The organism is Flavobacterium suzhouense, assembly GCF_042684765.1.
Taxonomy (GTDB): Bacteria; Bacteroidota; Bacteroidia; order Flavobacteriales; family Flavobacteriaceae; genus Flavobacterium; species Flavobacterium suzhouense.
The window spans coordinates 1-26841 of record NZ_JBHUMD010000024.1 but is presented as its reverse complement, the minus strand read 5'-3'; the positions used below and the strand labels follow the sequence as shown (position 1 = coordinate 26841).

The window sequence follows — 26841 nt, the reverse complement described above, 5'->3', positions numbered from 1 at the left end:
TTTATATATGAAAAAAATAGCTCTTTTATCATTTGTATTCATGACACTGGCTGCCTGCAGCAGTGATGATAACAGTAAAATAGACCCAATAATTCCTATTTCAGACGGAACGGTTTTTGGAAGCGCAGAACACCCACTTAACATAGGCGGTGCTACACAAGGTAATCAGGTATATGTAGACCTTAGCGGCGAAGCCGCCGCTGCGACACCACGCGATGCATGGGAACTTGGTTTCTATTCAGGAACTGAAGCACATGTGGTGATAAACGGATCGATAGGTATGGCAGTAAAAAAACTGGAAACTACCGATATTACTGCTGTTCAGCAATCTGATGCTACAGTAGCTGTTGGTACTTTCCAGGCAGAAAACATGGCTTATGTTGATAATCCTACGGGAGATATCAACAGTACTGCCTTTGGTAGCATTGCAGAAAGTGAGGCTTCTGCAAGCGTATATCTTGTAAATCTTGGTAATAGTGTGCCTACAGAAAAACCGGCTGCGGGATCTACAAATGTTGCAGGAGAACAAAGAGGATGGAAAAAAGTAAAAGTATGGCAGGATGGAGCAGGTTATAAACTGCAATATGCTAACCTTGATGCTACAACGCCTACAACTGTTTCCATAACAAAAGATGCCGCTTATAATCATGTTTTCTTTAGCCTTGTAAATGGTGTTGAGGTAAAAGCGGAGCCTGTGAAAGCACAATGGGATCTTAACTTTACAACATTTACCAATGAAGTGTTCCAAAATGGTGTTTCAGCGGGAGCATATTTCTATTCAGACTTTATTGTTCTTAACAATAAAGCAGGCGTAAAAGCTTTTAAAGTTGAAGGTGATGCTGCTGCATATACAGCATTTACACTGGCGAATGTTGAGGGACATGACTATAGTGCTGACCAAAGAACTATTGGTGCTGACTGGAGAGATGTATTTACCAGAGCGGTATTTAATAATGTTTTCTTTGTTGTGAAAGACGCAGAAGGTAATATTTATAAAATCAGATTTATCTCTATGGTAAGCACTGAAGGCGAAAGAGGATTCCCTGTTTTCGAATACCAGTTGCTAAAATAATATAATGAGTTAGTTTTTGTTTTATTTTGAATCCCGGCGGGTAGTACATTCCTGTCGGGATTTTCGATCTTTAAGGGGTTTTAACAGCTTTTTAGTTTCAAAACTCATAAATACTTCTTTAGCGAGAAGAAAACCTTCCAGAAGCTTTATTTTGCCTTAGTAATAAACAAAAACCCCCTGACTGTTCCGTCAAGGGGTTCTTCAGCAAGTAAACCTGCATTTATATATAATGGCGCTAAAAAATTATTTAGATTTTTTAGCTGGGTCAGCCTTTTTAACTTCAGCTTTTTCTTCCTTTACGGTAGCCTCTGCTTTTTTAGCCGGTTGCGCAGTTGCAGGCTGTGCCTGTGTACTTGGTTTTACTTCTTTAGCAGCCGGAGCAGCCGTTTGTGTTGTCTGAGCCGGTGTAGCTGTTTGTGTAGGAGCCTGAGCCGGTTTTTCCTGTGCCATTGCCATAACACCTGTTAGCATTAGGGCGCTTAAAAATACTTTTTTCATGTGGTTTTTATTTTTTTTGATTTATTTCCGTGTTTAGATTAGTGCAACTATAATGCCGACGAACCTGAAACTATAGCAACGGATTATGTATTTTTAAATTTAATATGTTGATAATCAGTATTTTTTATATTTGAAAACATGTTTAGCATGTATATAGTGATTAAATACTGGAACTGAATAAATTGTAGAAAATGTAGAGATCTTGTAGAAATTTATGTAGAAATCAGCGATTTATGCATAGCTGAATTTCAATGCAAATTGGGTAGTAAGAAATAATCAATCAATTGAATTACCTTTGCGGCATGCAAAAAGGGCAATATACATATCCGAAACAGGAAAAACTGAAAAGCCGTACCACGATAGACCTTATGTTTACCAAAGGGAAATCGGTTTCTAAATATCCGTTGCGTTTGGTATATGTTCCTGTTGATGAAGCTTATACTGATGGTGCTCCGCTTAAAATGGGTGTTTCGGTGTCGAAAAAACATTTTAAAAGGGCGCATGACCGCAATTATTTTAAGCGCCTGTTGCGTGAGACTTATCGTCATCATAAGCATATTATTATAGACAGGCTTGACCGCCCCTATGCTTTAATGTTTTTTTATCAGACCAAAGACCGTCTTTCGTTTGAGGAAATAAATACTAAAACCATTCAGCTTTTCGAAAAATTCGCTGCTCAGGAACAGCTGTAGTATTTACTTTTAGTTTGCTCACACTAAGAGCAATGGCTTTTGCGTTACAAGGGTAAATCACCAACCCTATGAGAACAATCCTTGTATTTATTTTTGTCCTGGTCCTAAACGGCTGTAAAGAGGATGCCAACCAGTACAAAGAAGATTCTGCAGCTGTAGTTGCAGAAGAAGCACCAATGGCAGCAGTAAGTATGGCACCTCCGGATAATGCCGGTAAGGCAATTCCTGACGGCGGAGTAGCATATCCTGAACAAAAAATCATTAAGAATGCTAACCTGCGTTTTGAAACGGACGACCTGCCCGCAACTGCAGAAGCTATAGCCAAGAGCGTAAAAAAATATCAGGCCCAGGTACAGAATGACACAGAAGGCAAAACACGTTATGAGTTAACCCGCACCATGACCGTTCGCATACCGGCTAAGTATTTTGATACATTTATGGCAGATATAAGCAAAGGAGTAAAGTATTTTGACACCAAGGAAATATCATCTCTTGATGTTACCGAAGAATATATTGATACTGATGCGCGCATTAAAGCCAAGAAAATTTTAGAACAGCGCTATCTGGAGCTTATTGGGAAAGCAAAAAAGTATCGGAGATTCTGGAGATTGAGAAGGAACTGTCTGCAATACGTGAAGAAATTGAAGCTAAAGAAGGGCAGTTGCGTTATATGAAAAGTCGGATTGCACTTAGCACCATCAATATTGAATTTTATAAGGAAACGGCGGAACAGCCTGATGCAACGGTATCTTTTGGTTCTAAAATGTGGAATGCCATTGTATCCGGATTTAACAGCCTTTCAAGTTTCTTTATAGGTTTGCTTTACTTTTGGCCTTTTATCCTTATTTTCGTGATTGCTTTCCTTATTGTGAGGAAAAAATTAAAGAGAAAGAAATATGTTGGGAATTCTTAAAAGAAGATATGTGGTGCCTGTAGCGGCATCGGCGTTTTTATTTGTTGGGGTGAGCTTTAAGAATGATTTCTTTGAGATCGCCAAGCAGATAGAGATATTTACAACCCTGTTTAAAACGGTTAACAATAATTATGTAGATGAGGTAAACCCGGGGCAGTTGATGGATAAGGCCATCAAGAGCATGCTTACTGACCTTGACCCATATACTGTATACTTTAACGAACAGGATGTAGCCAAATTTAAGATAAACAATACCGGAGAATACACCGGAATAGGTGCGCTTATTACCCGTAAAGAAGGAAAACTTATCGTAAAAGAACCTTATAAAGATTATCCTGCCGATAAGGCCGGGCTAAAAGCCGGTGACGAAATTATTCAGATAGGCGATGTAAACCTTGTTGATTTTAAGGAAGATGCAGGTGAACTGCTTAAAGGAACCAAAAATACCAAAGTAGATATTAAATATGTTCGCCAGGGCAAGACCTATACTACGCAGATAGTACTTAACGAGGTGGATATAAAGGCCGTACCGTTTTTTGGTATGGTAGGAAAAGATACAGGCTATATTGTGCTTTCGCAGTTTAACGGTAAGGCATCATCTGAAACCAAGGCTGCTTTGCTGCAGCTTAAGGCTGATGGAGCAAAAAGCATAATTCTTGACCTGAGAGGTAATCCGGGAGGTTTGCTAAATGAAGCCGTAAACGTATGTAACCTTTTTGTGCCCCAGGGGGAAATTATCGTTACAACAAAATCGAAAAACGAAAACTATAACAATACCTACAAAACCCAAAAACCACCGGTAGACCTTGAAATTCCGTTAGTGGTGCTGGTAAACGGAAGCAGTGCTTCGGCATCAGAGATTGTTTCGGGTGCGCTTCAGGACCTTGACCGTGCCGTAATTGTGGGTAGCAGAAGTTTTGGTAAAGGATTGGTTCAGCGACCGCTTGATCTTACTTACGGAACTCAGGTAAAAGTTACCATATCACGTTATTATACGCCGTCGGGAAGAGGTATACAGGCTCTTGATTATGCTCACAAAGATGCTGACGGTAAAGCAATACGCATCGACAAAAAAGACTATAACGCCTTTAAGACTAAAAAAGGAAGAACGGTTTATGACGGAGGAGGAATTTTGCCCGATGTAGAACTGGAAGAGGCAAAACAAAGTCCGATATCAGACGCATTGGTTAAAAACGATGGCATTTTTAACTATGCAACAACATATTACTATAAAAATCCAAACTTAGGCACTAGCATACCAACGATAACGGATGCCGACTTTGAAGCCTTTAAGCAATCGCTCAAAAAAGATAACTTCCAGTTTGATACTGAAACTGAAAAATCACTTAAAGCAATGATGGAAGTTGCCAAAAAAGAGAAGATAGATGCAAGTATTTCGGCAGAATACCAGCAATTGCTGGCCGCGCTGCAAAAAAGTGAAGAAAAGGAACTGAATTTGCACAAGCAGGAAATCAAAGACCTGCTGCTTGATGAACTTATTAAGCGTTACCAGTATAAAGAAGGACTGTATAAGTACTATGTAACAAGCAATCCTGAAATTAAAAAATCGGTGGCATTACTTAGTAATACGGCAGAGTATAACAAGATACTTTCTAAATAATAACCAAAGCCCTCTGCCACAGGCATGAGGGCTTTATAATTTATAATAGTCATGGTAAAGCCTATAATTCAGCCTTTAGACCTGATCGAACTGGTAAAGGCCAATGATGTTGTTATTATAGATGCCGGTAATGTTGTAAGCTATGGCATGCAGCATTTAAAAGGAGCTAAACATATAGACCTGAATACCGATATGGCGAATGTTCCGGATAATGCCGCAAAAGGGGGGAGGCATCCGCTTCCTGATCCTGTTTCTTTTGGAGCTGTGCTGGGAAGGCTTGGTATAAAACCTCACAGCCACGTTGTGGTATATGACGATAAGAATGGGGCATTGTCGGCGGCGCGCTTTTGGTGGATGCTAAAAGCGGCGGGCCATAAAAATGTCCAGGTTTTAAACGGAGGAGTGACTGCAGCGGCAAAAGCAGGATTTCCACTAAGCGATCTGGTAGAGCTTTCGGAACCGGCAGCGCCTTATGTTTTTACCCAATGGCAATTGCCTCAGGCTTATATAGATGATGTTGAAAAAGCTGCCGATAATTCCATGAAAATTATTGACGTAAGGGCAGCCGCACGCTTTAGGGGCGAAACAGAACCGCTGGATGCCATTGCCGGGCATATTCCCGGAGCTATCAATGTTCCTTATGAAACGAATCTTGATGCTGATGGCTTTTTTTTAGAGCCGGAAATACTGGCCCAAAAATATTTGGAAGTATTGGGAGATACAAACACCAAAGATGTTATAGTGCATTGCGGATCCGGGGTTACAGCTTGTCATGCCCTGCTGGCAATAGATTATGCGGGCTTGCCTTTGCCCAGGCTTTATGTAGGGTCATGGAGCGAGTGGTCAGGAAGAGGTAAAACTGTTGCTGTAGGTGAGTAATATATTGAAAAACAATTATTTATTTAAGTCAAAAAAAGCATTGTAGTATTTTGTAAGTGAAATAATCGGCTTCTTCACATTCATTTTTTATAAAAGTACTACCTTTGTTATTTAATATAAAAATATCGTGAGCACCAATCACATACAACTCAACAAGGTAACGCTTGGCGGTTTGCTGGTTACTTTGGGTATCATCTACGGAGATATAGGAACTTCCCCTCTCTATGTAATGAAAGCAATTATAGGCGAACAGCCTATTGAAGAACAGGTTGTCCTGGGCGCTTTGTCCTGTATTTTCTGGACTTTGACATTACAAACAACAATCAAGTATGTCTATCTTACCTTAAAGGCCGATAACAAAGGTGAAGGTGGTATTTTCTCTCTTTACACGCTTGTTAAGCGACTTAAGAAGAAAGGACTTATCGTGCCGGCTATCATTGGTGGTAGTGCACTTTTGGCCGATGGTATTATTACACCGCCCATCTCGGTTTCATCTGCTATTGAGGGTTTAAGAACCTATCAGCCGGGTCTTGATACTGTGCCTATTGTAATAAGCATTCTATTCGTACTCTTCTTTATTCAGCGTTTCGGAAGTAAATTCATCGGAAAGTTTTTCGGACCAATGATGTTGTTATGGTTTGGTATGCTGGGTGTTTTAGGTATTATTCCTTTATTAGGTAATATATCGGTACTTAAAGCCCTTAACCCTTACTACGCTTTCCATTTGCTAAGCATACATCACGAAGGTTTTTATGTATTAGGTTTTGTGTTCCTGTGTACTACAGGTGCAGAGGCGTTGTATAGCGATATGGGCCACTGCGGAAGACAAAACATTCGCGTGAGCTGGGGATTTGTAAAAACGATGCTTGTACTGAATTATTTCGGACAGGGCGCATACCTTATTTCGCATGCAGGACAGACACTTACAACATTAAGCGGAAACCCGTCTAATCCGGGTAACCCTTTCTATTTGCTAATGCCGGACTGGTTCCTTCCGTTTGGTATCGCTATCGCTACATCGGCGGCGGTAATTGCATCCCAGGCATTGATAAGCGGTTCGTTTACATTGATTTCTGAGGCCATGCGTCTTAACTTCTGGCCTAAGGTTTCGGTTAAATTCCCAACAGACCTGCGCGGACAGTTATATATTCCGTCAATCAACTGGTTGTTGTTCCTTGGCTGTGTGTTTATTGTGCTTCACTTCAGGGAATCAGGAAACATGGAAGCGGCTTATGGTCTTGCGATAGTGTTGTGTATGCTCATGACCACTACGCTACTGGGCTATTATATGGTAATGAAGCGTTATAACAAGTTTCTTATCATTGCCGTTATATCGGTTTATTTTGCAATAGAGATATCTTTCCTTATCGCTAATATCAGTAAGTTCCACCATGGAGGCTATGTGTCGCTGGGTATTGCCGGTTTGCTTGCCATGATCATGGCCGTTTGGTTTACAGCTAAACGTATTCGTAGTGAATATACTGAGTTTACCAAGATTGCGAATTATAAGACCGTACTATCAGAACTTAGTAACGATTTATCTATCCCTAAATATGCAACGCACCTGGTATACATGACCAATGCCCAGCTGGGTGATGAGATCGAGTCGAAAATTATATATTCCATCTTACAAAAAAGGCCTAAGCGTGCTGATATTTATTGGTTTGTTCACGTAAATGTGGTAGATGAGCCTTACAAAATGGAGTACCGCGTACGCGAAATCATGAAAGATGACGTTATTAGAGTAGACTTTTACCTGGGCTTCCGTGTGGCACCAAGAATAAACCTGATGTTTAAGCAGGTGGTGCGTGACATGGTTAAGCGCAGCGAGGTAGATATTTTCAGCCGTTATGCCTCACTTAACAGAAATAACGTGATAGGAGACTTTAAGTTTGTGATTATAGAAAAATTCCTTTCATACGACAACGATTTGCCGTGGTATGAAAGAATCATACTTGATATTTACTTTGTACTTAAAAAAATCAGTCTTTCGGAAGGGCGTGCCTTTGGGCTTGACAGCAGTTCGGTAAAGGTTGAGAAATTCCCTATCGTAATCCATCCGCCGGAAGATCTTAATATGGTCAGGATAGACGATTGTCCTTCAAAAGAATCACAGCATTAGAATGAGAAAATCACTTTACATACTACTCGCATTTTTAGTTTCAAATATTGCACTTTCACAAGAAGAAACCGTTTATTCGGTGTACTTTGATGTTAATAAGTACAACCTTGACGATAAACAGGGCAATAACGTAGTCGCTTTTATTAAAGCTATTGACACTGCACGAATTGAGTCGATACAAATATTTGGCTATTGTGACGATCGGGGTAAAGATGAGTATAATTTTAAATTGTCTACCAACAGGGCTAATACCATACGCGATACGCTGCTTGGGCGTGGTATTAGAAACAAGATTATTGTAACGATAGAGGGAAAGGGCCGTATATTGCTTGAAGAAGATATAGACAATGTATCGGAAGCACGCTCTAAAAACCGCCGTGTAGACGTTACAGTGAATTTTAAACCGCTTCCACCACCCAAGTTAGAGCCGGGTACTTATAATGCCCTTAAAAAGGATGTAATTGTGGGAGACCATATTTATCTTGATAATATCCTTTTTGAGCGTGGCAGCAGTAAGCTTACTACCAAATCAAAGGCTGAACTTGATAAGATGGCCAGGTTTTTAATGAAATACAAAACCATAAAGTTTGAGATACAGGGACACATTTGCTGTACGCCAACGTTCCAGAAGGAAGCGATAGACAAGGATACCCGTAAGCGCGAACTTTCTAAGAACAGAGCCTTTGCCGTTTACAAGTACCTTATCTCTAAAAAGATCCCGGCAAGCAGAATGACGCACAAAGGCTATGGAAATACAGTTCCATTAGGTAAGGGAACCGAATATGACCGCCGTGTTGAGCTTGTTATTACAGGGATATAAAAAGTGCTCAGCATTAAGTTACAGTTTACAATATAAAAAGCCGCTCATTGAGCGGCTTTCTAGCTTTCTAATTTGAATCTATATAACCTGACTGAATTATAGTGAAGTTACAAGTTCTCTCCACTCTGTAAGTTCAGGATTGCCCGGTTTTCTTTTTCCGAAGAACTGAACGATGATCTCACCCATCTCGTTGTATACCTCAAGGGCTGTTACTTCACCGTCAGCAGTTGGCTTGCGAACAATCCATACCTGAGCGATCTTGTCTGTATCAAGGTGTAGGTTAAAGTCAGGATCCATTACATTGAACCACTGGTTGTGCCACATAGTTTTACGAACAAGACCTGTGTGGATCTGGATGTTACCTCTGTTACCTACAAATACCATGATAGGTAGTTTTTGCTCGGCAGCACCTTCAAGCATTTTTACAACAGCTTCTTTAGTTGTTTGTTTTGCCAGGTGATCGTTTGGAGCCAGGCGAAGTGCCTGTGTTCTTGTAACGCCAAATTTCTTAAGCATACCAAAGAATGCGTGGGTATCAGGCAGGTTTAACCATGCTTCATGGAAAGCAGGAACGTCAATTTCTGAATCCGGTTTCTCGTCAATGATTAGCGGAACTTCAACCGTTGTTTCTTCCGTACTTTGGTTATCCGATTTGAATTGTGCAACCAAAGTATCAAATGCCCCTTCGTTGCTGTCTTTTGTTAAATATATCTTGTGGATGGCAAGGCCGTCTTTTCCGAAGAACTGAAGGCTTTTTCTGTCGCCATGCTCACTTTTTTCTGCTACAGCATACGCTTTATCCCAATGAGTAAGGAAAAGGCGAAGGTCGATGTCCTCACCTACAAAAACGCTTGCGAAAGGAGAACTGAAATCAGGATTAAGATAAACACCCTTGCGCTCATGAACACATTCGTCATTGCGTGTAAGAGCCATTACTTTACCAAGTTTCTCAACTTCGGTAAGTATTGCTGCAAATTCAGGACGAAGACGCGTTACGGTGTCGCCTATGCTTGTTGCTACAAGCTCTGCTTCGCTAACACCAAGCTGCTCGGCTGCGTTTCTTATTCTCAAGTGTGGATTTTCGGCTTTCATTGCCTCCCACTGCGATTTCAGTGAATTTGTTGTTGTACTCATAATTAATATATTAAGTTCCAAAAATTATTAATGGGTTATTGTTTACTGGATTAGGGCAGATGGTACATGGAAAATTATATACCGTACTGATGGTTTCGCGGGTAAATACCTTTTGCGGAATATCGTGGCTAACGATCTTTCCTTTTTTCAGCAGCATTACCCTGTCGGCAAACTGCGCTGCAAGGTTTAGGTCGTGAAGCACCATTACAGCGGTATGGCCCGCTTGTGTAAATTTTTTAATAGTATGCATGATGCGGTGCTGGTGCAGCACATCAAGATTGTTTAGTGGCTCGTCTAAAAAGATAAGTGTATTTTTTACTTCGTTGTCCAGCTGAGTAAGCACCCTTGCGAGATGTACACGCTGCTTTTCTCCGCCCGAAAGCGAATTGTAGTCCCTTTGTGCCAGATGGCTTACATCGGTTTCCTGCATGGCTTTTAAAACAGCTTCTTCGTCAATTTTACGCGGTATGGAACCGAAATAGGGGTAACGTCCCATCATTACTACATTTTGAACCGTAAGCGGGATGTCATGGCTGTTATTTTGCGAAAACTTAGCTTTACTGTGGGAAAGCTCTTTTTCGTCCCATTCGCGGAAGGTTTTCTTTTTAAAGAAAACAGTCTCTTTACCGCTTCCTAACTCGTTAGCCAGCAAACTAAGCAGTGTTGATTTACCGGCACCGTTAGGACCAACGATCACTAGCAGTTCGCTGTGGTTTACGGCCACATCAATGCCCTCAAGAATAGAGAACTTTCGGTGTGCATAGGATATGTTCTGAGCTTCTAACATGATTTACATTGTTTTCCTGCTTCTTATCAGTATTATTATAAAAATAGGCGCCCCCATAAAAGCGGTGAGTATACCTATCGGAATCTCGCTTGGTGGTGCTATCGTTCTGCTGATTGTATCAGCCGTAAGCAGCAGCAGGCTTCCCCAAACTGCTGATAACGGCAAAATAATATGGTAGTTGGAGCGGAATATTAAACGTAATATGTATGGCACGATTAGCCCCACAAAACTTATGGTTCCGGCAAAGGCTACGCAGCAACCTATCATAAGAGCAGTTAGTATTACAATTTGTTTCTTAATGCGTTCTACTGGAATGCCAAGGTGTTCGGCATCTTTTTCGCCCAGCATCATGGCGTTAAGGGCTTTCCCTTTGTTGATGAGAAAACTGTAACAAACTATTATTACTACTGCCAGTATGCCGTTTTTTGTCCAGGTGGCTCCGCCAAGGCTGCCAAGGTTCCAAAAGGTAAGATCGCGTAACTCTTCTTCCTTTGAAAGGTAAATAAGCAGCCCCATAACCGCAAAACCAAGTGCTGTAATAGCAACACCTGTGAGCAGCATTACAACAATATTTGTTTTTCCGTCAATGGTGCTTATGCGGTACACCAGCATCATGGTAATCAGTGCGCCAATAAATGCCATTATGCTCAATAGCGAAAAATGGAATACTTCGGGTATGTAAGGCTTTATATAGGCGCCTAAAACAATGGTGATAGCGGCAAAAAGCGATGCTCCTGCTGTAATACCCAATAAATCGGGGGTGGCAAGAGGGTTTCGGAACATACCCTGAAGACAGGTTCCGGATACCGACAGCGCACTGCCTATGAGTATACCCATAACTATGCGTGGCAGCCTGAGATCCATAATTACAAAACGGTCACTGTCCGATACTGTTCCGTCGTTATTGAATATGCCGCTTATAGTCTCGGCAATAGTGTGTTTTTCAAAAACATAAACCCCCGTATAGAGTGAAACTACTGCCAGCAAAGCCAACAGTAGTAAACTGAATAGAAGGTATATGGAAAGTTTATTTTGCATTGTTAAGCAGCAGGCTGTTAAGTTGTGCAACTCCTTCGCCTAAACGTGGTCCGAAGCCTGAAAGTAGTGCTCCGTCCATAGATATTATTTTTTTGTTCTTTCCTGCATTGGTTTTGTCAACTCCGTGTATTTTAAGCACACCCTGAGGTCCGCCAAGACTTCCAAGCCCGGAATCGAACATAAGTATCACATCAGGATTACCTTTTATAAGGGCTTCCGGAGTTAGTGGTTTAAAGTCAGCAAAATCAGTTACAGCATTTTTACCGCCTGCAAGTTCAATCGCTTTTTCTACAGGTGTCCCTGTTCCGCTAACCATTAACATATTAGCGCCACGTGCGTAGATGAAAAGCACTTTAGGGGCATTAGCAATAGGTTTTACATTTTTTAGGTCCGCATCTATTTTTTCTTCAAGAACTTTGTAATCGGCATTGTTCAGCGCTTTTGCTACTTCAGCGATAAGTTTTTTGCTGCCTTCTGTAGTGAACTCTTGCTTAAATACTTCAGCCTTAATACCTGATTTTTTTATTTTTTCAAGTAATTCAGGACTCATGTCCTTATCCGTTGCAAGGATAATCGTAGGCTGTAATGCCATTATGGCCTCAATTGAAATTGAACGCATATGTCCAAGGTCTTTAGCTGAGGTTTTTATGCTTTCCGGGTAAGTACTTGTTACATCTCGGCCTACAATTTCTTTTTCATGGCCCAATGCAGCAACAATTTCGGTAACTGCTCCATTAAGCGAAACGATTTTCTCCGTTTTTGCAGGAGCTGGCGAATCAGTTGTTACTATTGTTTCTTCAGTTGTTTTTTCTTCTTTTTTACACGATATAGCTGCCGATAGTACTAAGGCAAACATCACAATGTGTTTAATCTTTCTCATTGGTTAGAGTATATTGTTTTTAATTAATCTAAATAAAACGCAAACATACTTCATAAATCATTATCTGCAAAGACAAAAAACATTAAATTTAGACTGATTAAAAATTAAATTATCTGTGTTAACTTTATACTTAATCCCATAACATTAACAATAGAGCAAATTTCGGAGTGGAGATAAATGGAATTAATAGCCACATTCTTAAATGTTATGGCAAAAAACGGTTATTACAAAAACAAGCCGTAAATTTGCATGGAATTTTGTTATACGATGCCTGAAGGGCACTAATACAGGAGATACTGAAATGCTAGATATACAAAAAGTCAGGAACGACTTCCCGATTCTTAACCAAACGGTAAACGGCAAACCGTTGGTTTACTTTGATAATGCCGCCACATCACAAAAACCTCAGATTGTGATAGATGCAATAAGCAACTATTACAGTACTATCAATGCCAATATTCACCGTGGAGTTCATACCCTGAGCCAGTTGGCAACTGATGCTTACGAGGTTTCGCGCCAAACCATCCAAAAGCATATTAATGCTAAACATGCTCATGAGGTATTGTTTACCGCGGGTACTACTCATGGTGTAAACCTGGTGGCTAATGGCTTCTCGGCTTTAATAAAAACAGGTGATGAGGTTATGATATCGGCAATGGAGCACCACAGCAATATTGTGCCTTGGCAAATGTTGTGCGAACGTACCGGTGCTAAACTGGTTGTAATACCGATGAATCAGCATGGTGAGCTTATCATGGAGGAGTTTGAACGCCTGCTTAGCGAAAAAACTAAAATAGTTTCTGTTAACCATATTTCAAACTCATTAGGAACCATTAACCCTATTGAGCATATTATTAAAAAGGCACATACCGCAGGTGCAGCTGTTTTTATAGACGGAGCACAGGCAGCACCGCATTTAAAGATAGACGTTCAGGCGCTTGATTGCGATTTTTATGCTTTCTCAGGGCACAAAGCGTGTGGGCCTACGGGTTCTGGAATTCTTTATGGTAAAGAAGAATGGTTAGAAAAACTGCCGCCTTATCAGGGTGGGGGTGAGATGATTAAAGAGGTTACCTTTGAGAAAACAACCTATGCCGGCCTGCCGCATAAATTTGAAGCAGGAACACCTCATATAGAAGGGGGTATCGTGCTTGGCACAGCAATTGATTATCTTAACACGATAGGGCTTGATAACATTGCAGCTTACGAAACTGAACTGCTGCATTACGGAACCGAAAAGCTTCTTGAAATCGAAGGGCTGAAGATTATTGGTACAGCAGCTAACAAAACATCGGTAATATCTTTTAATATTGGTAATATCCATCCGTATGATATTGGCGCAATTGTAGATAAAATGGGTATTGCAGTACGAACAGGCCACCACTGTACACAGCCGGTAATGAATTTTTTTGATATTCCGGGTACAGTAAGAGCATCCTTTGCATTTTACAATACAAAAGAAGAAATAGACGCATTGGTTCAGGCAGTGCTTAAAGCCCAACGAATGCTGGGATAAATAAAATATAAACCAAACAAAATCAACTATGAAAAAGATTGCATTAATATTGTTTACCATCATGCTTGCAACGGGATGTTCTTCAAAGAAAACAGTTGTGGCAAACGCTGAAAAATCAGCTTCAGCACTATCATTTGAATATGAAGCAATAACTCGCGGGGCTTACAATAAAGTGGTTGTAACTAAGGATAGTATTGTTACTATTAAAGATCGCGATATGAAAAATGTTGTGAGCAAGCCTACATCTAAAGGTGATTGGGATAAACTTACAGCTGCAGCCGCTAATGTTAACCTTGACGGACTGAACAGCCTTAAAGCTCCATCAAATAAAAACCATGCCGATGCTGCACTTGCTGCTAATGTAAAAGTTATTAAAGAGGGTAAAGAATACCGAAGCACTACTTTTGACCACGGAAATCCTCCGGCTGAAATTGCGTCATTAGTAAATAAAATAGTTTCAATATCTGATTTGAACAAGAAGTAATATAATGAGTATTAAAGAAATACAGGAAGAGATTATTGACGAGTTCTCAATGTTTGACGATTGGGAGGAGCGTTACCAATATGTTATAGACCTTGGCAATTCGCTTCCGCTCGTAGAGGATCAATATAAAACGGACGAAAACATTATTAAAGGATGCCAGAGTAAGGTTTGGCTGCATGGTGAGCAGAATGATGGCAATGTGGTTTTTACAGCCGACAGTGATGCTATTTTAACTAAAGGTATCATTGCTATCCTTATCCGTGTTTTTTCAAACCAAAAGCCTGCGGACATCCTTGAGGCCGATACTGATTTTATAGATGAGATAGGATTAAAAGAACATCTTTCGCCTACCCGTGCCAACGGATTGGTATCGATGATTAAACAAATAAAAATGTATGCACTGGCTTTTAGTGCCAAAAGCTAAATATAATTATGGAACAAGAAATAGACACTGCACAACTTGGCGAAGACATCGTTAAGGTGCTTAAAACAATATATGACCCTGAAATTCCTGTAGATATCTACGAATTGGGTCTTATTTATGACGTTATGGTTAATACCGATAACGAAGTAAAGATTCTTATGACACTTACATCGCCTAACTGTCCTGTGGCAGAAAGCCTTCCTATGGAAGTAGAGGAGAAGATTAAAAAGATTGAGGGTGTTAGCGCTGCCGAGGTTGAGATTACTTTCGACCCACCGTGGAGTCGCGACCTTATGAGCGAAGAGGCTAAGCTGGAGCTTGGAATGCTTTAATTTAAAGTTATCAGTTAACGGTTGACAGTTTGTCAACCTATATGCAATCGGTTAGTTTAAAGGTTTGAGTAAGCAACCTTAAACCTTGAACTTTAAACCTTGAACTTAAGATGGAAGAAGAAATAATAAATCGCGTTGCGAATAGTGTTCTTCAGGTATTTGATCTTGAAGATTATTATCCTGAAGGAGAACGCATGGGCGTAGATATATCAGGCTGGTTGTGGGAAGGATTTGTATTACGTGAAAAAGAATTTCGTGATGCACTTAAGAACCACGACTGGGAGCAATATAACGAAAAATACATTGCCTTGTATTGCAGTACCGATGCTATAGTACCGGCATGGGCTTATATGCTTATAACTACATATTTGCAGCCTGTGGCAAAAAAAATAGTACAGGGAAGGGTTGAAGAAATAAATATCCAGTTATATCAGGATATCATCAATAGCCTTGACGTTACCGAATATGAAGGTAAACCCGTTATTATAAAAGGGTGCTCACGCAAACCTGTACCCCAGGAAGCTTATGTTATGGCTACTCAAAAACTGATGCCTGTAGCAAAAAGCATTATGTTTGGTGAGGCCTGCTCCTCAGTACCTTTGTTTAAAAAAAGATAGTTTTTTTATAATTTCATTTTTAGAGAGCTCCTCATAATTGGTTATATTTGTGTAAATAGCAACAAATTATGAGGAGAAATCTACTTTTAGTGCTATGCCTTATAGGTGTTTTAAGCGCTAATGCACAACAAAGCGAGGCCGAAAAACTTATCCCGAAAGATACCATTGGCCCATGGTATACTAATGGTACCGCATCATTACTTTTTAATCAGTCTACTTTTGATAACTGGGTTGCCGGAGGAGAAAACAATATCTCGGGTACACTTGGTGTTAACTATGATTTTAATTATAAGAAAGGTGACTGGACCTGGGATAACAAAGTAATTGCGTCTTACGGTATAGTTAAGACAAGAAACTCTTCATTTGCCAAGAAAACTGATGACCGCTTTGAACTGAATTCTATTTTAGGTAAAAAGGCAACTGAGCGTTGGTCATATTCATTTCTAATGAATTTCAGGACACAATTTACCAAAGGATACAACTATGGCAAAGACGAGTTTGGGGCAGAAATAAGAGAAGAGTATACCAACCTAATGTCACCGGGATATTTAATGCTTGGACCGGGTATGCTGTATAAAAGAGATGATAATTTTTATATCAACCTTTCGCCGGCAACATCAAAGTTCACTTTTGTAGATTCTAAATATACATTGCCGGATGAGGCTTATTTTGGTGTTAAGGAAGGTGAATCAATGCGATACGAGCTGGGTTTTAGCGCCGGGATGTATTATAAACTTGATGTAATTGCTAATGTTACTTTCGAAAACATTTTAGGCTTATATTCCAACTATCTGGAAGATCCGCAGAATGTGGATATTAATTATCAGCTGAATATCGTATTACGTATTAACCGTTACCTTACTACCAATCTTTCGTTCCAGACTATTTATGACGATAATGCCTATCAGGGATTACAGGTTAGGCAGGTGTTTGGTGTAGCCGCTAACTATGGATTCTAATAGTAAGAACTTATATAAGAATAAAAATGCCCTCATATTTTTGAGGGCATTTTTTTATTCTTTTTCTTCAGCAAAATTCTCTTTATAATCAGGATAAAGGAATTTGTTGTAAGGAAAACGTGTTATGTGTATTTCTCTAACGGCTTCATAAACCTTTTCTCTGAATTCTTCAAAATTCTCTTTATTGGTGGCAGAGATAAACAGGGCATTCTTTTCACCAACGTTGCTCATCCAGGTGGCTTTCCATTCGTCAATTGAATAGTGACGTGACGTTCTTTCAGTCATCAGGTCATCCGGATCTATAGTAAGCGGCTTGTAAGCATCTATTTTATTAAACACCATGATTGTAGGCTTATCAATACTCTTGATGTCCTGAAGGATTTGGTTTACCGATGCGATATGATCTTCAAATTCCGGGTGTGAGATATCAACCACGTGCAATAGCAGGTCAGCTTCACGAACCTCGTCAAGTGTACTCTTGAATGATTCGATAAGCTGTGTAGGTAGTTTTCTGATGAATCCTACCGTATCTGACAACAGGAACGGAAGATTTTTGATGACTACTTTACGTACAGTAGTATCAAGGGTAGCGAAAAGTTTGTTTTCTACAAACACTTCGCTCTTGCTGATAACATTCATAAGTGTAGACTTACCTACGTTGGTATATCCTACAAGGGCTACCCTTACCATGGCACCACGGTTGCTGCGCTGTACGGCCATCTGCCTGTCTATGGTACGGATCTTCTCCTTAAGTAATGCGATACGGTCGCGTACGATACGTCTGTCGGTCTCGATCTCAGTTTCTCCGGGACCACGCATACCAATACCACCTCGCTGACGCTCAAGGTGAGTCCACATACCCGATAGTCTTGGTAACAGATATTGATACTGAGCCAGCTCTACCTGAGTACGGGCATAAGAAGTTTGTGCTCTTTGCGCAAAAATGTCAAGGATTAGGTTGGTTCTGTCTAACACCTTAATTTCGAAAACACGTTGCAGGTTTTTTTGCTGTGCGGGCGAAAGTTCGTCGTCAAATATTATGGTAGATATATTGTTCTCCTTAATATAAGCGTTTATTTCTTCAATTTTACCGGTTCCAAGAAAGGTCTTTGGGTTAGGGCGATCCACTTTCTGTGAAAATCGTTTAATTACCTCACCCCCGGCGGTAAATGTTAAGAAATCTAATTCGTCAAGGTACTCGTTAAGCTTTTCTTCACTTTGGGATTGTGTAATCACTCCCGCTACAACTGTCCTTTCAAATTTAATGGTCTCTTTTTCAAGCATATCTTTGTGATAAAAGATGTAAAATTACGAAAAATAAGAGATCAGGTTTTCAAATTGTTTGCAAAAACACCTTTTTATAGAAAATATGTTAAATTTCACTAAATTGTTATGTATATGTTATATTTTTTTAAATTTGGAGATTAAATTTAGCTAAACCATAAATTATGAAAAAAATTACTTTAATGATCTTCGGATTGTTGATGTCCTTTTTTGCGTATGCGCAGCTGCCAGTGGAGCATTTCGATGATCCATGGACAGTCCAGGTTCCTGGAATGCCTGCCGCACCACCAAACTGGGTAGTAATCAACGAATTCGGGCCATTGCAAACGTGGATCCAAACGATCCCGGGCAACACACAGCAACCTCCTTTTGGTGGTTCAGGACATTCTGCGTACCTTCAAAAGGAGAACGTAGCACCAACAGATGCCATTCCTTCGGACTGGCTTGTTACTAAAGCTTTCCCAATGGTTGCAAATGCCGAACTGAAGTTTCAGTCAAGGCTTACAATTGCGGGAGACAATGGTGGTATATACAAAGTATATATCATGCCTGATACAGGTGCAACACCAACAGCTGCTGATTTTAACAGTAATGCTGCTTTTCTGTTAACAACCTACACTGAGCTAACACTTAACCCGGTTCAGACGGAGTGGACGGAAAAAACTATTTCAATTCCTGCCAATGCTACTTTATGGCCAGCAGGAACAATGGTTCGTGTAGCATTCCTTATGCAGGGAGACGACAAAGACCGTTGGTTTATTGACGACGTGAAGGTTAGTGCTTTATGTACTCCTCCTACTACACCTGTAGTTGCTGCTACTACTCCTACCTCAGCTTCTTTAAGCTGGAACCCAGGATCAGCTACATCTTGGGAAATAGAAGTTGTACAAGACGCTTTAGCGCCTACTGGGGCTGGAGAGGTTTACAACGGTACACTTCCTTATGTTAAGAGTGGACTGACAGCATGTACCAATTACAAGTTTTATGTTCGTACACTTTGTTCAGATGGTGGTATTAGTGCCTGGGTAGGGCCGATACTGTTTAAAACAAGATGTTTGGGAGATACCTGTGAGGCTCCTATTGTTTTAGGTACCGGTAACGTGAGCGTAACCGGTAATACATCTGCAAACAGTGACTTTTATGAAGGTGTCTCCGGGACAGGTTGTGGTAGTACAGGAAACTACCTGGCCGGTAATGACGTGGTATATTCTTATACTCCTGCTGCAACCGGAAACTACAACATTAATTTAGGTGGTACCGGAGGTCCTGCCGGAGTATTTGTATATAGTGGCTGTGCCAATATTGGAATTTCATGTTTAACAGGAGGTCTTGCATCTGCAACAACAGCATATAACAATGCTTCTTTTGCAATGACTGCGGGTACAACTTATTATTTTGTAATTTCTACAAACGGTACTCCTCAAACAACAGCATATACGCTTACTATTCAACAGGTATTTTGTCCTCAGCCTACAGCTGGCACAGTAACCGCTGTAACGGGAACTACGGCTACTCTTGGCTGGACACCAGGAACTGTAGGGTCTACTTCATGGCAAGTAGTAACTCAGCTTGCAGGATCTGGATTGCCTTCTCCTGCTAATGCTGTTACTTTTACATCAAATACAGGTAACACAGTTGGTAACGTAACTGCTCCTGCAATAGCAGCATTCCAACCGGCAACTTCTTATGAGTTTTATGTAAGAGAAAGCTGTGGCGGTGGAAATTACAGTATATGGGCAGGTCCTTATGTGTTTACAACAACACAGGTTCCTGCAACTTTAAACTTTATCCAGAATTTCGATTCGGGAGCTCATGGATTTACACTAAATAACGGAACACAAATTAATCAGTGGAGAGTAGGTGGAGCAACATTTAACAGTGCTCCTAATTCACTATATATCTCTAACGATAATGGTGTTACGAATGCTTTTAATATTGGTGCAACCAGTGTTGTTCAGGCATACAGAGATATTCAGATGCCTGCTTCAATCGGACAGATGTCTCTTTCTTTCGACTGGAAAGGATTTGGAGAGAATTGTTGTGACTACCTGAGAGTATGGATTGTTCCTGCATCGTTTACCCCAACACCGGGTACTCAGATTGCTGCCGGAACTGACCGTATGCAGATAGGTGGTAACCTTAATGTTCAAACCAACTGGCAAAATTCACTTACCATAATAAATGCTCCTGCATCCTGGAACAACCAGGTAATGCGACTTGTATTTGAATGGAGAAATGATGGAAGCGTTGGTTCTATGCCTGCTGCTGCTGTAGATAATGTTAACCTTTCTCTTGTTACTTGTCCTCAGCCTACAGCTCTTACTGTAAGTTCACTAAACACTACACAAGGTGTAGTTAGCTGGACTGCACCGGCAATTGTTCCTGCTCAGGGATATGATGTATTTGTATCTAATACAGCTACACCGGCTCCTACTGCGGCTACAGTACCTACACAAAACGTGCCTGGTACAACGGCTACAATAACTCCGCTTACACCGGATACATTCTATTATGTATGGGTAAGGGCGCATTGTAGCGCAACAGATCAGAGTTTCTGGACAGGTCCTGTAAGCTTCAGTACGCCTCAGGTTCCTGCAGCAATGGATTATACTCAAAACTTTGATGCGGGTGCTCATAACTTTACCTTGTCAAATGGTACTCAAACCAATAAATGGGTAGTGGGTGGAGCAACTTTCCAAAGTGCTGCTAATTCGCTATATATCTCTAACGATAATGGTGTGTCTAACGCATATGACATTGCACTACAATCGGTAGTTCATGCATACAGGGATATTACTATTCCGGGAACAGTAGCTTCAGGTCAGGCATTGCTTCAGTTCAACTGGAAATGTATTGCTGAAACAGGAGATTACTTCAGAGTATGGAATGTGCCTATTACGTATACTCCAACACCGGGTACGCAGATAACAGCTGCTGCAAGTGGGGGAACTCAGATAGGCGGTAACTTTACAGGTAGTGCAGCATGGGCAACATCTAACAATGTTGTTACTATTCCTGCAGCTCAGTTAGGAACTACAAGAAGAATTATTTTCGAATGGTTCAATAACGGATTTACCGGTACTCAGCCGCCGGCTGCTATAGACAATATTAACTTTAAAGTTATTACTTGTACTGCACCTTCTGCTTTAGTACTTGGTACGCCATTAACAACTAACTCGGCAGTTGTTAACTGGACAGCAGCACCTACTGCACCTGCAAATTATGACTATTACTACTCTACAACAAATACTCCGCCTACAGATGCAACTACACCAAGTGGTTCTGTAGCAGGTAATGTTACAACGGCAACACTTACGCCGTTAACAGATTCTACGAATTATAATGTATGGGTAAGAAGTAATTGTGGTGGCGCAGCCGGAACAAGTTTCTGGATTGGTCCGCTTAACTTCAATACACCACAGATTCCGGCTCCGATGCCATATTCTCAGAATTTTGACGCGGGAGCTAGTAATTATACCCTAAACAATGGTACACAAACCAATAAATGGGTAGTGGGTGGAGCTGTATTCAACAGCCCGGCTAATTCACTATATATCTCTAATGATAATGGTGCTACTAACAATTATACTGATACATCTTTATCTGTAGTTCAGGCTTACAGGGATATACAGATGCCTGCATCAATCCCAACTAACCAGGTACTTCTTCAGTTTGACTGGAAAGCTGCGGGAGAGTCATGTTGTGACTACCTAAGGGTATGGGTTGTTCCGGTAACATTTACACCAACTCCGGGCACTCAGATTACTGCAGCTGCTTCAGGAGGTATACAGATAGGCGGTAACATGAATAATAACAACACCTGGACAACTGTAAACAACGTTGTTAATGCAACAGGTTGGGGTGGTTCTATCCGCAGGATAATATTTGAGTGGAGAAATGACGGTAGTATTGGTCCATCACCCGGAGCTGCTATTGATAACATCAACATGTCAGTTATTACATGTTCTGCTCCTTCAGGTCTTACGCTTACATCTATCGATGCTGTAAATGCTACATTTACATGGACAGCATCTACGCCACCGGCAGCAAGTTATGACTATTACCTGACTACAAGCCCTGTAGCACCTACAGCTGGTACTGTACCTACAGGTAACGTAACAGGTACATCATTAACGCTTACTGGTTTACCAGATTCTACAAACTACTATCTATGGATAAGAAGTAATTGTGGAGCTGCAGACGGAACAAGTTTCTGGATAGGAGGTCTAAACTTTAATACGCCTCAAATCCCGGCAACCCTTCCTTACACTCAGGGCTTTGATACTGCCGGTAACCCAGGATTTACATATACAATGGGTACGCAACCAAACAAGTGGTTTGTAGGAGGTGCTACATTTAACAGCCCTTCAACTTCACTATATATATCTAACGATAATGGTGTAACTAATAATTATACAAGTACAACTTCTTCGACAGTACATGCTTATAGAGATGTTGTGATACCTGCGGGTGTTACTACTCTTGATTTTGCATTCGACTGGAAGAATGTTGGTGAAGTTAATGACTACGTTAGAGTTTGGAGAGTTCCTCTAAGCTACAACCCTGTAGCCGGTACTGCGATTACAGCTGTTGCTGGTCAAAGAGAGCTTGTAACAACTGCAAACCTTTATAATGGTTCTGCATGGACAACTGCAAGTTATGCACCTACAGTTCCTGCAGGTACAACACAGCGTTTTGTATTCGAATGGGTAAATAATGCCTTTACAGCAGGAGCGTCTCCGGCTGCTATTGATAACATTAGCATTAAAGCATTAACTTGTCCTAAGCCTACAAACCTTACGGCTACTAATATTGGTATGACGTCTGCCACTCTTGGTTGGACTGAAGCTGGTACTGCAACAGCATGGGAAGTTTATGTAGTACCACAAACTGCTCCGGCGCCGGGACAAAACCAGGCGGGAACTCCTGCCGGTTCTAATCCTTTCTTATATGAAGGAATGACTCCGGGTACATTATATAAATATTATGTAAGAGCTATATGTGGCACAGGCGACAATAGCCAATGGAGTGGACCATATAACTTTAATACTAATGTATGTGAGATTATAGATCAGTGTCCTGTTAACTTTATCCTTACCGATTCAGGTAACAATGGATGGGGTACGGTATCAATGACAGTTCGTCAAAGTGGTATTGTTGTTGGAACACTTGGTCCGCAACTAGCAACTGGTGGTGGTCCTGTAACAGTTACATTACCTCTGTGTAAAGGTCTGCCTTACGAAGTATTCTTTAATCCTGGAGGAACAAATCCAAATCAGGCGGGATTACAAATTGTAAATCCATTTAACAACCAAACAGTATTCCAGAGAGTTGCAGGAAGTACTGCATCAGATCAGAATACACTTATTTATACAGGTATTCCTTATTGTTCAGATATTACTTGTCCTCAGCCTACTAACCTTGTGAGTGAGAGTGTTGTAAATGCTCCTAACACTACGCAGCTTAGCTGGACGCCGGGAGGTACAGAAACACAATGGGAAGTTGTTATACAGCCTCAGGGTGGTGCATTCCCATCGACTGCTCCAACTACGAGTGTGCTTGTAGATGAGCCTCATTATGTGTTGGCGAACGTTACTCCTGGTGTGCCTTACGAGTATTATGTAAGAGCTATTTGTGATATGGACACTAATGATAAAAGTTTCTGGTCAGGAGCGCTTAGGTTCTCAATCTTTACACCACCTGCTTGTGCAGACGTAACGGTAATAGATGCTGACCTTGAAATTATTGCGCCTGATACGGAATATGTAATATGTCCTGGTGAGCAACTTTGCGTTGATTTCTCTGCTAGCTTCTATGCAGCAGCTGCACAAACTACATCATATACTGTAGAAGGCATTCCTTATGTTCCGCCATTCCCTACTTTAGGAGGTACTCCAATGCCTATTGATGTAGATGATATCTGGGGTCCAAAAGTTACTCTTCCGTTTGAATTCTGTTTTATGGGTGGAATTTATAATGCTGCTCAGGTAGGATCAAATGGTGTTGTGAGCTTTAATGCAGATCAGGCTTATGGTGCTTTCAGCCCTTGGTCATTTAACCAGACTATACCTAGTGCCACATTCCCGATAAGAAATGCTATTTATGGTGTTTATCAGGATACTAACCCTAACCCGACAAACAACAGTTGGGATAACCCTAACATCAACTACCAGGTTGTAGGTAACTACCCTTGTCGTGCGTTTGTTGTTAGCTTTAATGAGTTGGCACAGTTTAATTGTAGTTCAGATTCTCCTGCTGACCAGGCTATTGGCCCTCAAAGCTCACAGATTGTTATCTATGAGATCACTAACATTATCGAAGTATATGTTAAGAGAAGGGTTCCATGTACTGGATGGCAAAATGGTGCGGGTGTTATTGGTTTACAAAATGCCGATGGTTCTGTTGCTATTGCTGCTCCTGGAAGGAATACAGGTTCTTGGAGTGCTAACCTTGAAGCTTGGAGATTTACTCCGGACGGAGATACCTCTGTAGACTTTGAGTGGCTTCAAAATGGTGATTTCTATAGTAATGACCAGGAGGTTGAAGTTTGTGCTACTGCAGGAACAACTGTAATGACAGCACGTGCTTCATATAGTCTTTGTAATGGATCCATTGTTACTAGACAAAGTGACTTTACAATTAGGGTTGAAGAGCAAATTATCCTTGCTAACGATCCGGTAGATATCACTAAATGTGGTAATGGTGAAGACGTTACATTTGATCTTACTACTGCTGTTGCTGATGTGTTTGCAGATCCTACAGGTTATACATTCGCTTACTATCCTACTGAGCAGGATGCAATTGACGATACGAATGTTGTTGCTGATCCTACGGCTTTTGTAACTAATGTTACCACTACCGTTTGGGTAAGAATTATGAAAGATGGTCTTCCTTGTTTCATTACAAGATCATTTGATGCAGTAATTAACAATGTTCCGCCGGTATTTACTGTAACTCCGGATGTTTCTATATGCGATGGTACTTCAACTACAATCTCGGTAATACCGGATGCTTCAGAAGATCTTTCTGCTGCTACATATACCTGGACTGTTGACGGAAATCCGCTTCCAGATATTACTAGTTCTATTACAGTAACTGTAGGAGGTTCTTATGAAGTAACAGTTAACAAAAACGGATGTGTGGGTACAGCTACATCAGTTGTAACAATTGTTCCTATGCCGGTTGCTGATGCTCCTGCTGATGTAACGGTTTGTGATAGCTATGTGCTTCCAGCACTAAGTGCAGGTAACAACTATTATACAGGTGCCGGAGGTACAGGTACAATGTTAAGCGCTGGTGAAGATGTAGGCGTTCTGTTAGGTGCCGGAGCTCATACAATTTATGTGTATGTAGTTTCTCCTACACTTGCAGCGTGTACAGATGAGAATACATTTGTTATAACTGTAAATGCTTCTCCATCATTAGATCTTATCGACGATGTTCAGGCTTGCGACAGCTATGAGCTTCCGAATCTGACTGGAAACAATACAGCTGCAAATTACTATACCGGTCCTGGTGGAACAGGTACAATGCTAAATGCCGGTGAGCTTATTTCTTCTACACAGACGATTTATGTATATCAGGAAACTGGTACTACACCAAACTGTTCTGGTGAAGTAAGTTTTGAGGTGACAGTTTCGCAAACTCCGGTTGCTGATGCTCCTGCTGATGTAACGGTTTGTGATAGCTACGTGCTTCCTGTGCTTAGTGCAGGTAACAACTACTTTACAGGTGCAAATGCAACAGGTGAAGCTTTAAGTGCCGGTGATACGGTTACTTCTACACAGCTTATCTTTGTTCATGCTGCATCACTTGATAACCCTAATTGTTACAGCGAAAACAGTTTCATGGTGAATGTAACACCTACACCTCAATTCAGTCTTGGTGGTCCGTATGTTGCATGTCTTCCAACCAATGTAACAGTTTCTGTAAGCAATGCTAACTTCGATCTTAATGCTGCAACTTATGTGTGGACTGTTAACAGTGCTCCTGCAGGAGGTAATCAGGCTAGCATCGAAGGAACTGAGTTTGGTACTTATCAGGTTACTGTAACTGTTGGAACTTGTACACATACCGAATCTATAGAAGTTGTTGCTGATACCAAAGTAATAGACCTTGTATTTACTGATATTTGTGAAGAGAATGTGTATACTCTTGAAGTGTCTGATCTTGAAGATTCTTTCAATCCTGATACTGCATCTTACGTGTGGACAGGTCCTGAAGGATTCACTTCTACTAGCCGTAAAATAGTTCCTGGACCAATTGGTGAGTATATGGTAACTGTTACTACAGCTGATGGATGTATAAGCATAGATACGTTTGAAGTAACAAGTACTGCTTGTGAAATACCACGTGGTATCTCTCCTAATGGTGATGGTTATAATGATGAGTTCGATTTAACATCTCTTACTGTTAGAAAACTAAGCATCTTTAACCGTTATGGTCAGGAAGTATACAGCAAAACTAGTTATACTAAAGAATGGCATGGTCAAACTAATAAAGGTGAAGATTTGCCAACAGGTACATACTTCTATATGGTAGAACGTTCAACCGGAGAAACAATAACCGGATGGGTATATATCAATAGACAAGAATAATTTTCTTAAAAAATTAAAAAAAATGGTACAAACCTCCGTCTTTTAGGCGGGGGTTTGTTTTTTTTTATATTTTTACCAAAACTAAAGCTAAACACACATTACATGAAGAAACTTTACCTGGCAGCATTATTAGCTCTTGGCGGCCTTGCAGACGCTACAGCCCAGCAGGATC

The 26841-nt window shown here is 40.8% G+C and carries 19 protein-coding genes and 1 pseudogene; 14 read left to right on the top strand and 6 right to left on the bottom strand.

Going from position 1 to position 26841, the window contains the following annotated elements:
• The first annotated feature begins 7 nt into the window (after positions 1 to 7).
• Positions 8 to 1072 carry an HmuY family protein gene (locus ACFSR3_RS09555; protein ID WP_379820771.1) on the top strand — a complete coding sequence of 355 codons (1065 nt, stop codon included), beginning with the start codon at positions 8 to 10 and terminating at the stop codon, positions 1070 to 1072.
• Between the two features lie 243 nt (positions 1073 to 1315).
• Here ACFSR3_RS09555 and ACFSR3_RS09550 read toward each other — a convergent pair whose 3' ends face one another.
• On the bottom strand, positions 1316 to 1570 hold the full coding sequence (locus tag ACFSR3_RS09550; protein ID WP_379820770.1) for a hypothetical protein: 255 nt from the start codon (positions 1568 to 1570) through the stop codon (positions 1316 to 1318).
• Between the two features lie 302 nt (positions 1571 to 1872).
• Here ACFSR3_RS09550 and rnpA point away from each other — a divergent pair, with 302 nt between their 5' ends.
• From rnpA to ACFSR3_RS09520, 6 genes and pseudogenes are all read left to right on the top strand, one after another.
• Positions 1873 to 2262, top strand: coding sequence for a ribonuclease P protein component (rnpA, locus tag ACFSR3_RS09545; protein WP_379820769.1), 390 nt, complete (start codon positions 1873 to 1875; stop codon positions 2260 to 2262).
• A gap of 68 nt (positions 2263 to 2330) precedes the next feature.
• A pseudogene (locus ACFSR3_RS09540) lies at positions 2331 to 3175 on the top strand (DUF4349 domain-containing protein).
• Positions 3159 to 4796 (top strand): S41 family peptidase, encoded by a 1638-nt coding sequence (locus ACFSR3_RS09535; RefSeq protein WP_379820768.1) that lies wholly within the window; start codon positions 3159 to 3161, stop codon positions 4794 to 4796. The pseudogene ACFSR3_RS09540 and the gene ACFSR3_RS09535 overlap by 17 nt, the downstream one beginning before the upstream one ends.
• A gap of 51 nt (positions 4797 to 4847) precedes the next feature.
• Complete coding sequence (locus ACFSR3_RS09530) at positions 4848 to 5675, top strand: sulfurtransferase (RefSeq protein ID WP_379820767.1); 828 nt, start codon at positions 4848 to 4850, stop codon at positions 5673 to 5675.
• 127 nt (positions 5676 to 5802) lie between these two features.
• Entirely contained in the window at positions 5803 to 7797 is a 1995-nt protein-coding gene (locus tag ACFSR3_RS09525; protein ID WP_379820766.1) for a KUP/HAK/KT family potassium transporter, read from the top strand.
• Between the two features lies 1 nt (position 7798).
• The gene (locus tag ACFSR3_RS09520) at positions 7799 to 8617 is read left to right on the top strand and encodes an OmpA family protein (RefSeq protein WP_379820765.1); all 819 of its coding nucleotides are present in this window, start codon (positions 7799 to 7801) and stop codon (positions 8615 to 8617) included.
• A gap of 96 nt (positions 8618 to 8713) precedes the next feature.
• Here the strand turns inward: ACFSR3_RS09520 and ACFSR3_RS09515 are convergent, their stop codons facing one another.
• The 4 genes from ACFSR3_RS09515 to ACFSR3_RS09500 are packed head-to-tail and all read right to left on the bottom strand — an operon-like array spanning position 8714 to position 12447.
• Positions 8714 to 9751, bottom strand: a complete 1038-nt coding sequence (locus ACFSR3_RS09515; RefSeq protein WP_379820764.1) for a hemin-degrading factor — start codon at positions 9749 to 9751, stop codon at positions 8714 to 8716.
• A gap of 10 nt (positions 9752 to 9761) precedes the next feature.
• Positions 9762 to 10538 carry a heme ABC transporter ATP-binding protein gene (locus ACFSR3_RS09510; RefSeq protein ID WP_379820763.1) on the bottom strand — a complete coding sequence of 259 codons (777 nt, stop codon included), beginning with the start codon at positions 10536 to 10538 and terminating at the stop codon, positions 9762 to 9764.
• A gap of 3 nt (positions 10539 to 10541) precedes the next feature.
• Positions 10542 to 11576, bottom strand: a complete 1035-nt coding sequence (locus ACFSR3_RS09505; RefSeq protein ID WP_379820762.1) for a FecCD family ABC transporter permease — start codon at positions 11574 to 11576, stop codon at positions 10542 to 10544.
• Positions 11566 to 12447: a heme/hemin ABC transporter substrate-binding protein gene (locus ACFSR3_RS09500; RefSeq protein WP_379820930.1), complete on the bottom strand. Its 882-nt coding sequence runs from the start codon at positions 12445 to 12447 to the stop codon at positions 11566 to 11568. The genes ACFSR3_RS09505 and ACFSR3_RS09500 overlap by 11 nt, the downstream gene beginning before the upstream one ends.
• A gap of 310 nt (positions 12448 to 12757) precedes the next feature.
• Here ACFSR3_RS09500 and ACFSR3_RS09495 point away from each other — a divergent pair, with 310 nt between their 5' ends.
• The 6 genes from ACFSR3_RS09495 (at position 12758) to ACFSR3_RS09470 (ending at position 16788) form a co-directional block, all read left to right on the top strand.
• Complete coding sequence (locus tag ACFSR3_RS09495) at positions 12758 to 13972, top strand: aminotransferase class V-fold PLP-dependent enzyme (RefSeq protein ID WP_379820929.1); 1215 nt, start codon at positions 12758 to 12760, stop codon at positions 13970 to 13972.
• Positions 13973 to 14000: 28 nt separating this feature from the next.
• Complete coding sequence (locus ACFSR3_RS09490) at positions 14001 to 14456, top strand: hypothetical protein (protein ID WP_379820761.1); 456 nt, start codon at positions 14001 to 14003, stop codon at positions 14454 to 14456.
• A gap of 4 nt (positions 14457 to 14460) precedes the next feature.
• Positions 14461 to 14880, top strand: a complete 420-nt coding sequence (locus tag ACFSR3_RS09485) for a SufE family protein (RefSeq protein WP_114758781.1) — start codon at positions 14461 to 14463, stop codon at positions 14878 to 14880.
• Between the two features lie 8 nt (positions 14881 to 14888).
• The gene (locus ACFSR3_RS09480) at positions 14889 to 15212 is read left to right on the top strand and encodes an SUF system Fe-S cluster assembly protein (RefSeq protein WP_114758782.1); all 324 of its coding nucleotides are present in this window, start codon (positions 14889 to 14891) and stop codon (positions 15210 to 15212) included.
• A 110-nt stretch (positions 15213 to 15322) separates the two neighbouring features.
• Positions 15323 to 15829 (top strand): DUF2480 family protein, encoded by a 507-nt coding sequence (locus tag ACFSR3_RS09475; protein WP_379820760.1) that lies wholly within the window; start codon positions 15323 to 15325, stop codon positions 15827 to 15829.
• Positions 15830 to 15897: 68 nt separating this feature from the next.
• Entirely contained in the window at positions 15898 to 16788 is an 891-nt protein-coding gene (locus ACFSR3_RS09470) for a DUF3078 domain-containing protein (RefSeq protein ID WP_379820759.1), read from the top strand.
• Positions 16789 to 16842: 54 nt separating this feature from the next.
• On the opposite strand, the gene hflX is transcribed toward ACFSR3_RS09470, so the two are convergent.
• The gene (gene hflX, locus ACFSR3_RS09465; RefSeq protein ID WP_379820758.1) at positions 16843 to 18072 is read right to left on the bottom strand and encodes a GTPase HflX; all 1230 of its coding nucleotides are present in this window, start codon (positions 18070 to 18072) and stop codon (positions 16843 to 16845) included.
• Between the two features lie 164 nt (positions 18073 to 18236).
• On the opposite strand from hflX, the gene ACFSR3_RS09460 reads away from it, so the two are divergent.
• The gene (locus ACFSR3_RS09460; protein ID WP_379820757.1) at positions 18237 to 26669 is read left to right on the top strand and encodes a fibronectin type III domain-containing protein; all 8433 of its coding nucleotides are present in this window, start codon (positions 18237 to 18239) and stop codon (positions 26667 to 26669) included.
• Positions 26670 to 26841 lie beyond the last annotated feature (172 nt).

Bases quoted from the DNA above. Each gene is read 5' to 3' on its own strand.
- ACFSR3_RS09555 (WP_379820771.1), top strand. From the start codon at position 8: ATGAAAAAAATAGCTCTTTTATCATTTGTATTCATGACACTGGCTGCC.
- ACFSR3_RS09550 (WP_379820770.1), bottom strand. From the start codon at position 1,570: ATGAAAAAAGTATTTTTAAGCGCCCTAATGCTAACAGGTGTTATGGCA.
- rnpA (WP_379820769.1), top strand. From the start codon at position 1,873: ATGCAAAAAGGGCAATATACATATCCGAAACAGGAAAAACTGAAAAGC.
- ACFSR3_RS09535 (WP_379820768.1), top strand. From the start codon at position 3,159: ATGTTGGGAATTCTTAAAAGAAGATATGTGGTGCCTGTAGCGGCATCG.
- ACFSR3_RS09530 (WP_379820767.1), top strand. From the start codon at position 4,848: ATGGTAAAGCCTATAATTCAGCCTTTAGACCTGATCGAACTGGTAAAG.
- ACFSR3_RS09520 (WP_379820765.1), top strand. From the start codon at position 7,799: ATGAGAAAATCACTTTACATACTACTCGCATTTTTAGTTTCAAATATT.
- ACFSR3_RS09515 (WP_379820764.1), bottom strand. From the start codon at position 9,751: ATGAGTACAACAACAAATTCACTGAAATCGCAGTGGGAGGCAATGAAA.
- ACFSR3_RS09510 (WP_379820763.1), bottom strand. From the start codon at position 10,538: ATGTTAGAAGCTCAGAACATATCCTATGCACACCGAAAGTTCTCTATT.
- ACFSR3_RS09505 (WP_379820762.1), bottom strand. From the start codon at position 11,576: ATGCAAAATAAACTTTCCATATACCTTCTATTCAGTTTACTACTGTTG.
- ACFSR3_RS09495 (WP_379820929.1), top strand. From the start codon at position 12,758: ATGCTAGATATACAAAAAGTCAGGAACGACTTCCCGATTCTTAACCAA.
- ACFSR3_RS09490 (WP_379820761.1), top strand. From the start codon at position 14,001: ATGAAAAAGATTGCATTAATATTGTTTACCATCATGCTTGCAACGGGA.
- ACFSR3_RS09485 (WP_114758781.1), top strand. From the start codon at position 14,461: ATGAGTATTAAAGAAATACAGGAAGAGATTATTGACGAGTTCTCAATG.
- ACFSR3_RS09480 (WP_114758782.1), top strand. From the start codon at position 14,889: ATGGAACAAGAAATAGACACTGCACAACTTGGCGAAGACATCGTTAAG.
- ACFSR3_RS09475 (WP_379820760.1), top strand. From the start codon at position 15,323: ATGGAAGAAGAAATAATAAATCGCGTTGCGAATAGTGTTCTTCAGGTA.
- ACFSR3_RS09470 (WP_379820759.1), top strand. From the start codon at position 15,898: ATGAGGAGAAATCTACTTTTAGTGCTATGCCTTATAGGTGTTTTAAGC.
- hflX (WP_379820758.1), bottom strand. From the start codon at position 18,072: ATGCTTGAAAAAGAGACCATTAAATTTGAAAGGACAGTTGTAGCGGGA.
- ACFSR3_RS09460 (WP_379820757.1), top strand. From the start codon at position 18,237: ATGAAAAAAATTACTTTAATGATCTTCGGATTGTTGATGTCCTTTTTT.